12 protein-coding genes are annotated in these 12,911 nt (G+C 63.5%); 2 read left to right on the top strand and 10 right to left on the bottom strand.

Features of this window, described 5'->3' with window-relative positions; genetic code table 11:
- Positions 1-32 precede the first annotated feature (32 nt).
- Positions 33-746 carry a GntR family transcriptional regulator gene (locus C5F70_RS12980; RefSeq protein WP_017847928.1) on the top strand — a complete coding sequence of 238 codons (714 nt, stop codon included), beginning with the start codon at positions 33-35 and terminating at the stop codon, positions 744-746.
- Positions 747-752: 6 nt separating this feature from the next.
- Here C5F70_RS12980 and C5F70_RS12975 read toward each other — a convergent pair whose 3' ends face one another.
- The 10 genes from C5F70_RS12975 to C5F70_RS12930 all read right to left on the bottom strand — a co-directional run bounded on the left by C5F70_RS12975 (position 753) and on the right by C5F70_RS12930 (position 11,994).
- Complete coding sequence (locus tag C5F70_RS12975) at positions 753-1,703, bottom strand: PDR/VanB family oxidoreductase (RefSeq protein ID WP_104903480.1); 951 nt, start codon at positions 1,701-1,703, stop codon at positions 753-755.
- Positions 1,704-1,732: 29 nt separating this feature from the next.
- A complete protein-coding gene (locus tag C5F70_RS12970) occupies positions 1,733-2,794 on the bottom strand; it encodes an aromatic ring-hydroxylating dioxygenase subunit alpha (RefSeq protein ID WP_104903479.1) in 1,062 nt (353 codons plus the stop codon).
- 258 nt (positions 2,795-3,052) lie between these two features.
- On the bottom strand, positions 3,053-4,324 hold the full coding sequence (locus tag C5F70_RS12965) for an OprD family porin (protein ID WP_104903478.1): 1,272 nt from the start codon (positions 4,322-4,324) through the stop codon (positions 3,053-3,055).
- 75 nt (positions 4,325-4,399) lie between these two features.
- Complete coding sequence (gene mhpT / locus C5F70_RS12960) at positions 4,400-5,605, bottom strand: 3-(3-hydroxy-phenyl)propionate transporter MhpT (RefSeq protein WP_102617398.1); 1,206 nt, start codon at positions 5,603-5,605, stop codon at positions 4,400-4,402.
- An 84-nt stretch (positions 5,606-5,689) separates the two neighbouring features.
- Complete coding sequence (gene dmpG, locus C5F70_RS12955; RefSeq protein ID WP_017847923.1) at positions 5,690-6,700, bottom strand: 4-hydroxy-2-oxovalerate aldolase; 1,011 nt, start codon at positions 6,698-6,700, stop codon at positions 5,690-5,692.
- Between the two features lie 10 nt (positions 6,701-6,710).
- Entirely contained in the window at positions 6,711-7,646 is a 936-nt protein-coding gene (locus C5F70_RS12950; protein ID WP_090234805.1) for an acetaldehyde dehydrogenase (acetylating), read from the bottom strand.
- A gap of 32 nt (positions 7,647-7,678) precedes the next feature.
- Positions 7,679-8,485 (bottom strand): 2-keto-4-pentenoate hydratase, encoded by an 807-nt coding sequence (mhpD, locus tag C5F70_RS12945; protein WP_079443509.1) that lies wholly within the window; start codon positions 8,483-8,485, stop codon positions 7,679-7,681.
- Between the two features lie 14 nt (positions 8,486-8,499).
- Complete coding sequence (locus C5F70_RS12940) at positions 8,500-9,363, bottom strand: alpha/beta fold hydrolase (RefSeq protein WP_017847920.1); 864 nt, start codon at positions 9,361-9,363, stop codon at positions 8,500-8,502.
- 17 nt (positions 9,364-9,380) lie between these two features.
- The gene (mhpB, locus tag C5F70_RS12935) at positions 9,381-10,334 is read right to left on the bottom strand and encodes a 3-carboxyethylcatechol 2,3-dioxygenase (protein ID WP_046484029.1); all 954 of its coding nucleotides are present in this window, start codon (positions 10,332-10,334) and stop codon (positions 9,381-9,383) included.
- Between the two features lies 1 nt (position 10,335).
- Positions 10,336-11,994, bottom strand: a complete 1,659-nt coding sequence (locus tag C5F70_RS12930; RefSeq protein ID WP_104903477.1) for a bifunctional 3-(3-hydroxy-phenyl)propionate/3-hydroxycinnamic acid hydroxylase — start codon at positions 11,992-11,994, stop codon at positions 10,336-10,338.
- A gap of 133 nt (positions 11,995-12,127) precedes the next feature.
- Between C5F70_RS12930 and C5F70_RS12925 the strand changes: the two genes are divergently transcribed.
- Positions 12,128-12,910, top strand: a complete 783-nt coding sequence (locus tag C5F70_RS12925) for a DNA-binding transcriptional regulator (RefSeq protein WP_104903476.1) — start codon at positions 12,128-12,130, stop codon at positions 12,908-12,910.
- Position 12,911 lies beyond the last annotated feature (1 nt).

The raw sequence follows: 12,911 nt of genomic DNA, 5'->3' as shown, positions 1-12,911 counted from the left end.
ATGGCGACCCACGTTTTCTGGAAGTTGCCTGGATGAGTAAACCCGGTCAATTGGTGCTGGTTGCACTGCGCAAGATGATCGCCAGCGGCGAGTTGGCGGCGGGCGAGCGGCTGATGGAGATTCCCACGGCGCAACTGTTCGGTGTGTCACGCATGCCCGTGCGTATGGCGTTCCGTACCCTTGAGCAGGAAGGGCTGCTGGTGCCGTTTGGCGGGCGTGGGTATCAGGTGCGTTCGGTCAGCCCGGACGACATTGCCGGCGCCGTCGAAGTGCGTGGCGTGCTCGAGGGCCTGGCTGCGCGTCAAACCGCCGAGCGCGGGTTGTCCGACGCGGCGCGTGCCACGCTCGAGCGCTGCCTGGTGGAAGGCGATCAACTGTTCGACAAAGGGTACGTGACCGAGGACGACCTTGAGGTCTATCACGACCTGAACATGCGCTTTCACCGCGTCATCGTTGAAGGCAGCCACAACCCGGCGATCGCCGACGCACTGGCACGCAATGATCACCTGCCGTTCGCATCGGTCACCGCGCTGGCGGTGGATCGCGACGACATGGTCCGCGAATACCGGCGTTTCAACTATGCCCACATGCAACATCACTCGGTCTTCGATGCCCTGGTCAATCGCCAGGGCGCGCGGGCCGAAGCGATCATGCGCGAGCACGCCAACGCGACCTTGCGCTATGCCGAGATCTTCGGTTCCGCGACCGCCAACGCGCGGATGAAGGTCATTTTGCCCACGGCGTGACGCCTTTCAGAGATCGAGCACCAGCAGCGGGGTTTTCGCGCGCGAGCAGCAGGGGGTGAACTGGTCGTTCAGCGCTTGTTCCTGCTCGGTGAGGAACAGATCGCGGTGCTCCGGTATGCCTTCGAGCACGCGGGTCAGGCAGGTTCCGCAAATCCCTTGTTCGCACGACACGGCAATCTCGATACCGTGGCTTTCCAGGACCTGGACCACGCTCCGGTCGGCGGGTACGTCGAAGACCTGGCCGCTGCTGGCGAGCTTCACCGAAAACCCTGCGTCGAGGCTGCTGTCCAGCGGCGCCGCAGCGAAGTATTCGCGGTGCAGGCATTCCTCCTGCCAGCCCTGGGCCCGAGCGCTGTCGAGCACGTGCTGCATGAAACCGCCGGGGCCGCACACATACAGGTGGACGTTGGCGTCGGGCGCCGCCAGCACCTGGGCGGTGTTCATTGCCGTATGGGGCTGCTCGTCGAAATGCAGGAACACGCGCTCGGCGAACGATGAGTCCTTGAGGCGTTGCACAAAGGCGGCGCGTTCACTGGCGCGGGCGCAATAATGCAGTTCGAAGTCAGCCCCGACATGGGCCAGGCGCTCGGCCATGCACAGGATCGGGGTGATGCCGATGCCGCCGGCGAACAGCAGGCTGCGTCGGGCTTCGTGCGCCAGCGGGAACAGGTTGCGCGGTTCGCTGATCTGCAGGTGGGCGCCCGTCTGTATGTGTTCGTGCAGGCAACGGGAGCCGCCACGGGAGGCCGGGTCGTTGAGCACGCCGATCAGGTAGCGATGCCGTTCTTCCGGGTGATTGCACAGGGAATACTGACGGACCACGCCGTCGGGCAGGTACACGTCGATATGCGCGCCAGCGCTGAAGGCCGGCAGCGTCTGGCCATCGACGCGGGCCAATTCAAAGCTGCAAATGTCCTGGGCTTCGTTGTTGCGGGATACCACCACCACATCGATCATGTTCAGTCCTCGTAGCGTTAGCGCGCGGTTCAGGCGCGGGTCGTGGTGATCAGTTGCGGCGCGAGGGCGCGCTCCTTGGCGATCAGCCGTTCGAGGACCTTGCGTGACTGCACGCCACCGGCATCGATATTGAGCTTGAGCAGATTGCGCGTCGGGTGGGCCAGCAGGTTCTGTTGCTGGCGTTCAAGCATCTCCAGGTCTTCGCTGAAAATCTTGCCCTGGCCTTCGCGAATGCTGGCGGTCAGTGCCTGGTCCTGAGGGTTGAAGTTGCGCGCCATGCCCCAGAAGTACCAGATCGATGTCTCGGTTTGCGGGGTGATGAAGTCCACCACGATGCTCGCGGCCTTGTGCTCGGGCGCGGCGTGGTAGCCGCCCTTGCCGGCGTGGGCCACGCCGACTTCGATCAGCACATGGCTGGGCGGGGTGAAGCGGCAGATCTGCCAGCGGTCCACCGGCACGTCATCGACGAGGTTATTGCCACGCAGGGCCATGCGCCAGAACGGCGGGGCCATGATGTTTTCCATGTGGCGGGCGGTGACGACTTCATCGCCTTCGACCGTGGTCACGGGCGGCGCTTCGTCGATTTCCTTCTGGCCGATGCTGGAGGCGTGGACGTAGGTTTCGTGGGTCAGGTCCATCAGGTTGTCGATCATCAGGCGGTAGTCGCACTGGATGTCAAACAGACCGCCGCCATAGGCCCACTGGTCGCTCACGGCCCATTCCAAGTGGTGGATCAACGCCGGGTCGGCCAGGGCCTGATCGCCGGGCCACACCCAGATGAAACCGTAGCGTTCCACCGCGGCGAAGGTCTTGTTGCAGGGAAACCCGCGCACCCGCTGCCCGGGCATTTCGACGGTCTTGCCGTCGTCCCCCATGACCAGGCCATGGTAGCCGCAGACCAGCTTGCCGTTCTCCACATAGCCCAACGAGAGCGGCGCGCCGCGGTGCGGACAGAAGTCCTCGACAGCCACGACGGCGCCTTCCAGCCCGCGATAAAACACCATTTTTTCCCCGCAGATCTGCCGACCCAGCGGCTTTTGCGCGATTTCATCGGCGGTGCAGGCGACATACCACGTGTTCTTGGGGTACATGGTGACTCTCCAGGCGAGTGATTGTTCTTATTTAATGGATCCATTAAATGAAGTGCGTCACTTTTAGTCAACGTGCTCTTTGGGTTTATTGCGTTTTATTGGGGCGATTATCGATCATCTGTTTATTTTGGATCCACTGATTGCATTTTTGTCGGCTGATAACCCGGCCCGAAGCCGGGTTTGTGTTGCTCCAGAAGGCCTATGCGACGGCCACATTTGAACGATCCGCCCAGCCCAGGTGAATCACTGGGCGGTCATTCACCACAGCTTCCAGGTGTAATCGACATTCACCCGTAGCTCATTGTCGTCCCGATGGCTGGCCTGGGCGGCGAAATCATTGCGGTACCATGCGTTGCGCACGCGCAGATTCAGGCCTTTAAGGGGCGTGCTCTGAAGCACATAGTTCAGTTCGATATCTTTTTCGCTTTCCTTCAGGTTGCTGCCGCCCAGTTTGGGTAACTCAATGTTGTCGCCGCTGACGTAACGCAGCATGCCATTGAGCCCGGGCAAGCCCAGCGCGGCAAAGTTGTAGTCATAGCGCAGCTGCCAACTGCGCTCCTTGGGGTTGAGAAACTCCGAGCTCAGCGTGCCTTCGGTGATGACCAACGGCTCGGTGCCGAACAGGTAAGGCATGGCGGTCTTGCCGGTCAGTTGCATGTAGCCGGCGCCGAATTTGTGCGCGCCCAGGCTGTACGTCAGCATCAGGGCGGCGTTGCGATTGTCCACGGGGCCGGCCTTGGCGGCACCGTTTTCACCGGTGACGAACAGGCGCACGTCGCTTTTCAGGCGGCCGGGGCCCATCGGGCGATTGTCGACGAAACCGTAGAAATCCTTGCGATAAAGGTCAGCCAGTTCGGCGTGGTAGTACTTGAGCGTCAGTTGCGGCGACCAGGCATAGTCGCCGCCGAGGAAGGTAAAACGGTCGGATTCGGCGGCGCCATTGAAGCGGCCGTTGGGCGAGGCTACCGACATTTTCTGGTAGTGGGTGGAGTCGCGCAGGTTGATGCGGTCGAGCCAGCCGACGTGCAGGGTCAGGTTGTCGATTTCCTGGGACTTGAGGTACGTGCCGCGGAAGGTCTGCGGCAGCAGGCGGGTAGGGCTGGCGAAGGCGATTGGCAGAAACGTGCTGATGGTCCCCAGTTGCCACTCGCTCTTCGAGGCCCGGGCCTTGGCGGTCAGGCCCAGCTCCGAATATTCGCTGGCCGGTTCACGGGTCTGGTGGTTGTACGGTAGCAGGCCGGTGCCCGTGCGTGCGGGCGAGGAGTCCAGACGTGCGCCCAGCAAACCCTGGGCGTCCAGGCCGAAGCCGACAGGCCCTTCGGTATAGCCCGAGCGCATGTTGAGAATGAAGCCCTGCGCCCACTCGCGGGCAGCCGCCTGCGGCGTGGCGTTCACGTAATTGCGATCGAAGTAATAGTTGCGTATCACCAGATCGGCCTGGCTGTCGTCGACAAAACCAGCGGCGCAGGCCTGGTCTACGAAAAAAACACAGGTGCAGGCGCTGACGCCCCGAAAGAAGTTCCTGAGCATGGCAGTGTTCACTTTTATTGTTGTAGGGGTATGCCCCGCGCCATCGTGGCGCGGAAGGCGAGTACGGATTGGCGCTCAGTCAGCCGGGCAGCGGTTGCGGCGTACCGACAGGTAAAACATCGCCAGCGCGGCGATGACAATGCCGGGTGCCGAGGCCATCATCACGCCCGTGGTGCCCGTGCCCAGTGCGAGCATCTTGCCGGCCACCAACGGGCCGCTCATCGCACCCAACCGGCCAATGGCGACGGCGCTGCCGACGCCCGTGGCGCGAATTGACGGACGATAGAAATGCGGGGCCAAGGCATACAGCACACATTGCCCGCCCGTGGCGAAGAACCCGGCGACGAAGCCTGCCGCCAGCATGCTGTGCCATTGGGTGGCCATGCCCAGCGCAGTCAGTGACGCGAGGATGCCGAGGTAAATCAGCGCCGACAACGCCCAGGCCGGCAGGCGATCCATGACCCAGCCCAGCAACAACGTGCCGGCCGCCGCGCCAAATTGCAGCGCGAGCATCACCCAACTGGCCTGAGAACCGCTGAAGCCTTGGCCGACCAACAGGCTCGGCAGCCAGTTGATCAGGATGTAAACCACCATGAGCGTAAAGAAGTAGCTGACCCAGATCATCACGGTCGGCCATGCCGCGCCCCCGCGGAACAGCCCGCTGGCCACACTGATCGGCGCGGCGTCGCGCACGCTGCGAAACGCCGCGGATTCCGGCAGATAAACCCCCAGCAGCGGCACGATCAGCAACGGCACGATACCGCCGACGTAGAACACCACTTGCCAGCCGCCGGCCAGTTGCGCGATGCCAATGCTGGCCGCCAGCGCCGCGCCCAGGGGCACGCCGCAATACATCAGGCTCACGGCGCTGCCACGCAGGCGCGGGCCAGCCACTTCACTGGTCAGCGCGATCAGGTTAGGCAATGCCGCGCCCAGGCCGACGCCCGTGAGGCAGCGCGCAACCAGCAGGCTGTTGAAGTCCCAGGCCATGGTCGTGACCAGCGAGAACAATCCGAATAGGGCCACCGAGGCCATCAACACCCGTTTGCGGCCGATGCGATCAGCCAGCAAGCCGCCGAGAAACGCTCCGGGCAGCAGGCCGAAAATGCCGGCGCTGAAGACCCAGCCCATGTGTAGTTTGTCCAGTTGGAACGCTGCCGCCATGCCTTGGGCGGCGATGCCCGAGGCTTGCAGGTCGAGGCCTTCCATCAGGGCGACGAGGAAGCACAGACCGATGGTCCGCGCCATGTACAACGGTGTCAGCACGTTTAGCGATGTCATGGGAAATACCCGTTTTATTGTTGTAATGGGCACAGCAAAACCGTCCGGCCGCTGCGTGGGCGACCGGACGGGGGGATGCACGGTTCAGCGTTTGAGCAGGTCCAGCGCGACGTCGACGATCATGTCTTCCTGGCCGCCGACCATCCGGCGTTTGCCCAGCTCGACGAGGATGTCCACGGTCTTCAAACCGTACTTGGCCGCAGCGATTTCGGCATGGCGCAGGAAGCTCGAATAGACCCCGGCATACCCCAGCGCCAGGGACTCGCGGTCGACCCGCACCGGCCGATCCTGCAACGGCCGCACGATGTCGTCCGCTGCGTCCATCAAGGTGTAGAGGTCGGTGCCGTGGTTCCAGCCCAGGCGTTCGGCGGCGGCGATGAACACTTCCAGCGGCGCGTTGCCGGCCCCGGCGCCCATGCCGGCGAGGCTGGCGTCGATGCGGTCGCAGCCTTCCTCGACCGCGGTGATCGAGTTGGCCACGCCGAGCGAGAGGTTGTGGTGGGCGTGCATGCCGGTTTCGGTTTCCGGCTTGAGCACGGCCTTGAACGCTCGGAAGCGATCACGGATGTCCTGCATGTTCATCGCGCCGCCGGAGTCGGCCATGTACACGCAGGTCGCGCCGTAGCTTTCCATCAGCTTGGCCTGGGCGGCGAGCTGCTCGGCCGGGATCATGTGGCTCATCATCAGGAAGCCGACGGTGTCCATGCCCAGTTCGCGGGCGTATTCGATGTGCTGTCTGGAGACGTCGGCCTCGGTGCAATGGGTGGCGATCCGCACCACGCGGGCACCGGCGTTGTACGCCGCCTTGAGGTCATGCACGGTGCCGATGCCGGGCAGCAACAGCGTGGTGATCTTGGCGTGGCTGATCACGTCGGCGGCGGCTTCGATCCATTCCAGGTCGGTGTGCGCCGCGAAGCCATAGTTGAAGCTCGAGCCTTGCAGGCCGTCGCCGTGGGCGACTTCGATCGAGTCGACCTTGGCCTTGTCCAGGGCGCGGGCGATGTCCTGCACGTTTTGCAGCGAATACTGATGACGCACCGCATGGCTGCCATCGCGCAGGGTCACGTCGGAGATGTAGATTTTCTTACCGTTCATGTCGCTCTCCTCAGGCCTGTTGCATCGACTGCGCCATGCGCTCGGCGGTAGCCAAGGCTGCGGAGGTCATGATGTCGAGGTTGCCGGCGTAGGCTGGCAGGTAATGGGCGGCGCCTTCGACTTCGAGGAACACCGAGGTTTTCAGGCCGGAGAATTTGCCCAGGCCAGGAATGTTCAGCGGCGCATCTGCCGGGATCACGTCGAACTGCACGTTTTGCTTGAGGCGATAGCCCGGCACATAAGCCTGCACGGCCGCCGCCATTTCGACGATGGAGGCTTCGACCAGCGCCTGATCCGCCGCTTCGGACAGCACAAACACCGTGTCGCGCATGATCAACGGCGGCTCGGCCGGGTTCATCACGATGATCGCCTTGCCCTTGGCCGCGCCGCCGATGACTTCGATGGCCTTGGACGTGGTCTCGGTGAATTCGTCGATGTTGGCGCGGGTGCCGGGGCCGGCGGATTTACTCGCGATCGAGGCGACGATCTCGGCGTAATGCACCTTGGCCACGCGCGACACCGCGGCGACCATCGGAATGGTCGCCTGGCCGCCGCAGGTGACCATGTTGACGTTGAGCTGATCGAGGTTCTGCTCCAGGTTCACCACCGGCACGCAGTACGGGCCGATGGCTGCTGGCGTCAGGTCGATCAGGCGGATGCCGGGCTTGATCGCGCGCAGGAACGCATCGTTCTGCACATGCGCGCCGGCCGAGGTGGCATCGAAGACGAAGTCGATGTGCTGGAACACGTCCATGCGGGTCAGGCCTTCGACGCCTTCGTGGGTGGTGGCCACGCCCATGCGCTGGGCGCGGGCGAGGCCGTCGGAGGCTGGGTCGATGCCGACCATGACCGCCATTTCCAGGTGTTTGGCGTTGCGCAGGATCTTGATCATCAGGTCGGTGCCGATGTTGCCGGAACCGATGATGGCGACTTTGAGTTTATTCATTGTTATTGCCTCATATGCACGCAAGTCGCCGATTACTCGGCGCGACTGTCTACCGAGAAGTTCACGCCGACCCGGCCGATGCCGTCGATCTCGGCCTCGAACCGATCACCGGCAGCGACCGCCACCATAGGCCCCAGCGCGCCGGTGAGAATGATGTCGCCGGCGCGCAGCGGATCGCCCAGACGCGCCATGGCGCAGGCCAGCCAGACCGCCGCATTGAGCGGGTGACCAAGGCATTCGGCGCCACTGCCGCTGGACACTTCTTCAGCGTTGCGGGTCATCCGCATGCTGGCCTGGCGCAGGTCGAGCCCATCGAGACGTCGAGCCGGGCCGCCCAGTACGAAGCAGCCGCTGGACGCGTTGTCAGCCACGGTATCGACGAAGCGGATGTTCCAGCCCTGGATGCGACTGCCGACGATTTCCAGGGCCGGCACGACCCAGCCGGTGGCCGCCATCACGTCGGCGAATGTGGTGTCGGCGCGGGGCAGGTCGCGTTCGAGGATCAGCGCGATTTCAGCCTCGATCTTCGGTTGCAGTACGCGGCCGCTCGGCACGGTGGCGTTGTCGCCGTAGCACATGTCGGCAAACAGGGTGCCGAAGTCCGGCTGGTCCACGCCCAACTGGGCCTGGACCTTGGGGTTGGTCAGGCCGATCTTGCGCCCGACCACGCGGCGCCCGTTGGCCACGCCGTGGTCGACGTTGAGGCGCTGGATGGCATACGCGGCGGCGGCGTTGTCTGCACCGATCCGCTCGCGCAGCGGCCCGATGGCTTCGCCGTGGTCTTCGGCCTGGCGCAGGTCGGCGGCGAGTTGTTGCAGGGTGTCTTGAGTCAGTGTCATGTCAGCCTCGATGATCAGTGGGTCAGGAAGTCCAGGACCATGCGGTTGAACTTCTCGGCGTGTTCCCACTGCGCCCAGTGGCCGCAACGGTTGAACACGTGCAACTGCGCCCGGGGCAGGCCGGCCAGCAGGCGCAAGCCGGTGTCCATCGGCACGAAGCGGTCCTCGCGGCCCCAGACGAGCAGGGTGTCGGCGCTGATTTCGTGCAGGCGGTGGCTGAAATCCGGAAATTGCTTGGGGTTGAGCGTGCTGCTCTTGACGAAGTTGTCCAGGTGATCGCGGCGCGACAGGATGTTGTCCAGGCGGGTCTGGAACAGTTCGTCGGTGAGGCCGCTGGCGTCGAAAACGAAGACATTCATCATCTTCTTCAGGTTCTCGATGGTCGGGTCGCGGTACAGCGCGCCGATCAGCTTGATGCCTTCGGTGGGCTGCGGCACGAAGGCACTCGGGCCGCCGGTGCCGCCGCCCATCAGGATCAGCTTGCCGATCCGCTCAGGGTATTCCAGGGCGAAAGCGACGGTGCTGTGGGCCCCCATCGAATTGCCGATGATGTGCACGCGCTCCAGCCCCAGCACATCGAGCAGGCCCTTGAGCGCTTGGGCATTGAGGTTCGAGCGCGAGCCTTCGCTGACGATCGTGTCGCTTTTGCTCCAGCCGGGGCAATCCATCAGGATCACGCGAAAACCGGCATTCACCAGCGGCTCGATATTGCGATTGAAGTTGGCCCAGCCGCTCGCGCCCGGCCCGGAGCCGTGCAGCATGACCACGGTGTCGGCGCCTTCGCCAAGGTCGTTGTAGTGCAGTTGCAGGTCCAGGTCGCCTTCCTTGATACGGGCAAAGCGGCTGGTGGAGGCTTCACTGAAAGCAGTGGCAGTCATGGCAGTGTTCCTTGAATTCATGGGTGAGGGGGCAGCGGCTGTGCGCCAAGCGCACCGAAACCTGCGATCCACTCGGGAATCGGGCGGTAGTAGCGGCCTTCGGTCTGATACGGGCCGAAGGCACTCAGGGCAGCGAAGGCGGCGACCCAGGTTTTGACTTCGTGGGTCGACTTGCCGGCCAGCGCCGACAACGCGTCATTGCCCAAGCTGTCGAGGTCGCGCATACGGCCCTGTTCGAGGCTGTCGAGAAACTGCTGATCCCAGGCCGGGTTCAGCGGGTGCAGGCTGTTCGGGTCTTCGACGAAAGCGCGGGCGGCTTGAATCACCCGGTTCTGGCGGGCCTGTCGTTCATCGGCGGGGAGCTGACGCCCGCTGCCCATCAGACGGTCAGCCATGCGTGCGTCGACCTTGGCCAGTTCCGGTACCGGTGGCTGATGGGACAAACCACCGGAAGCGAGGAACAGCACACGTTTATCCAGCGCTTTGGCCCATTGGCCGATCGCTTCACCCAGCAGTCGGGCGCGTTTGAAACTCGGCAGCGGCACCGCCACCGAGTTGATAAACACCGGAATCACCGGGCAGCGCTGCAAGCCGCCGAGCAACAGTTCCAACGGTTGCGCGAACCCATGGTCGACCTGCATGCGATACGACACCGCGGCATCGACACCGGCATCCAGCACCGCCTGGGCGCAGGATTCGGCCAGCGCTTTGGGCACGTCGAGCGGGCCGGCGGCGGTGTCGAAATCGCCAATCGCGTGGGCCGCCATGCCGATGCAAAAGGCCGGCATCACGTCGTAGAAAAAGCCGTTGTAATGGTCGGGAGCGAACAGCACCACCAACTGCGGGTCGAAGCGGGCGATACGCTCGCGCGCGGCGTCGATCACGCCGTCGACTTCAGCCAATACCTGCGGCGCCGGATCGACGTAGCCCACCAACGGCGTATGAGACAAACAATGCACAAAGGCGCTCATGTCACGCGACCTTGCTGACAACAGCGTTCGCCGAGGTCGGTGGCACGGCTTTGAGCGCCCGGGCCAGGTCATCGCAGGCCAGGCCGACGGTTTGCGGGATGGCCAGGCCGGCGAGGAAGCGGTCCGGACGCACCAGGGCGATGGACGAGGTGCCGAGCGCGAACCATTCTTTCAAGCGCCCGCTGTTGTCACCCACGCGGATCACGTCTTGGCCGGCATCGCTCGGTACTCGCAGCTGGACGTCCGGCAACACTTGGATGAAGCGCGTGCCCAGGGCTTTCCAATGGGCGATTTGCGTGGCCGACAGGCCCCAGGTCGGATCGCAGCCCCAGGCAATGATCGCAAAGTTGTCGCCAATCACTTCGTCCAGCAGCACGGTGGTGCCGGCGTCGGTCAAGACCTTTGGCTGAATGAACATCTTGCCCACCGGCGAGCCCTTCGTAGTCGGCACGATCAACGCGCCCCGGGTGTATTGCGGCATCGGTTTGAAGCGCATTTCCACGAAGTAGCGCTTGACCGGCGGCAGGTAGTTGAGCAGCCACGACACCCCATCGCGCAGGGTGCCTTGCCAGCGTTTCGGCGGCGCCAATACGTGGCCGGCGAGTACGGAGAGGTTGATCATCGCCTTGGCGTGGTCGCGGCGCTCCTGTTCGTAGCTGTCGAGCAGGCTGTCGGCGGCCAGGCCCTTGATCACCAGCGCGAGTTTCCACGCCAGGTTCAAGGCATCGCGCATGCCGCTGTTGTAACCCTGGCCTTGCCATACCGGCATGATGTGCGCGGCATCGCCGGCCAGCAGCACCCGGCCCTGGCGGAACCGCCCGGCCAGACGCGCGTTATGGGTATAGACGCGGCTGCGGATCAGCTCGATGCGGTCGGGGTTGGGCAAGACTTTGCTCAGCAGCTTGCGCAGGTTCTCGGGCTTGCTCAGCTCGGTCTCGGTTTCGCCGGGCATCACCATGAACTCGAAACGACGCACGCCGTGGGGCAGGGCGGCGGACACGTAAGGACGCACCGGGTCGCAGCACAGATAGACATGGGGCGTGGCCAGCGGGTCGTTGGCGATGTCGACCACGATCCACTGATTGGGCGCGGTCTTGCCTTCGAAACTGATGTCCAGGCTGCGCCGCACCAGGCTGTTGCCACCGTCGCAACCGATCAGGTAACGGGCATTCAGGCGTTCGCTGCGGCCATGCTGATCCTTGAGGTTGAGCACCACCGCGCTGTCGCTTTGTTCAAAGCTGTCTAGCTCGCGACTGAACAGCACCTTGACGTTGCTGAAGCGCTGCAGGCCGTCGAACAGCACGCGGTCGGCCAAAGGTTGAATGAACGCGTTGCGGCGGGACCAGCCGAACTCGTCGGTTTTCGGTTGGATATCGGCAAAGCAGCGACCCTTGGGGGTCAGGAAACGCATGGCGTGCCAGGGCGTGGTATGCGGCAGCACCTTGTCCGCCAGACCGACGGCCTGGAACGTGCGCAGGCTTTCATCGTCCAGGCCGATGGCGCGGGGGTAGTCGATCAGGGTGTCGAGCTTTTCCACCAAGGTGACGTTCACGCCACGTTGTCCCAGGTAATTGGCGATCATCAAGCCGACAGGGCCGGCGCCGACGATGGCAACGTCGGCGGTCAGCTCCAATGTGGAAGGAGCGGGTGCAAGACTCATGGGTATCTCCGTACAGCGTTTTTGGATTTCTTGTGGGACGCAGTATGGAAATCACGAGGCTGGTGGACAACGAAAACCCCTGCTAGTGTGCACCAGGTGCACAGCGTTGATTTGAAACGATAATGGAGCGTCCATGAGCGAAACAGAATACAAAACCGTTCGTGGGCTGATGCGGGGTTTGGCCCTGATCAATGGCTTGAATCGTTTCGATGGCGGGGCCAGTACGGCGCAGTTGGCCGAGCAAAGCGGGCTGCACCGGACCACGGTTCGCCGGCTGCTGGAGACCTTGCAGGCCGAGGGTTATGTACGCCGCAGCGAGTCGGATGACAGCTATCGCCTGACGCTGAAAGTCCGTGAACTGAGCGAGGGATTTCGCGACGAGCAATGGATTTCGTCGATTGCCGCACCGCTGCTCGGCGAGCTGCTGCAACAAGTGGTCTGGCCCACTGACCTGTGTACGCTGGACGGCGACGCCATGGTGATACGCGAGACTACGCATCGCTTCAGTCGCCTGTCGTTTCACCGCTCCATGGTCGGCCGGCGTTTACCCTTGCTCATGACCGCCATCGGGCGCGCGTACTTCGCGTTCTGCCCGCCGGCCGAGCGCGAAGAGCTGATCGAGTTGTTGATCAGCCGCGACGATGAACAGTCGGCGCTGGCGGCGGATCGCAGCTTTGTCGATCGGTTGGTCGAGCACACCCTCGGCAAGGGCTACGGCGAAAACAATTCCCACTGGGGCCTTGAGCGTAAAATCGCTGCGATTGCGATTCCGATCAGGCACGAGGAGCGGGTGATGGGCTGCCTGAATCTGGTCTACATCGCCAAGGCGATGTCGGTTGAGGAAGCCGCCCGCCGCTATCTGCCGGCCATGCAGGGCGTGGTGGAAAAAATCAGAACGCAATTGGCGGAGTGCTGAT

This window comes from Pseudomonas sp. LH1G9, from assembly GCF_002949975.1.
In the GTDB taxonomy this organism is placed as follows: Bacteria; Pseudomonadota; Gammaproteobacteria; order Pseudomonadales; family Pseudomonadaceae; genus Aquipseudomonas; species Aquipseudomonas veronii.
This window is presented reverse-complemented; position numbering and strand designations above follow the sequence as displayed.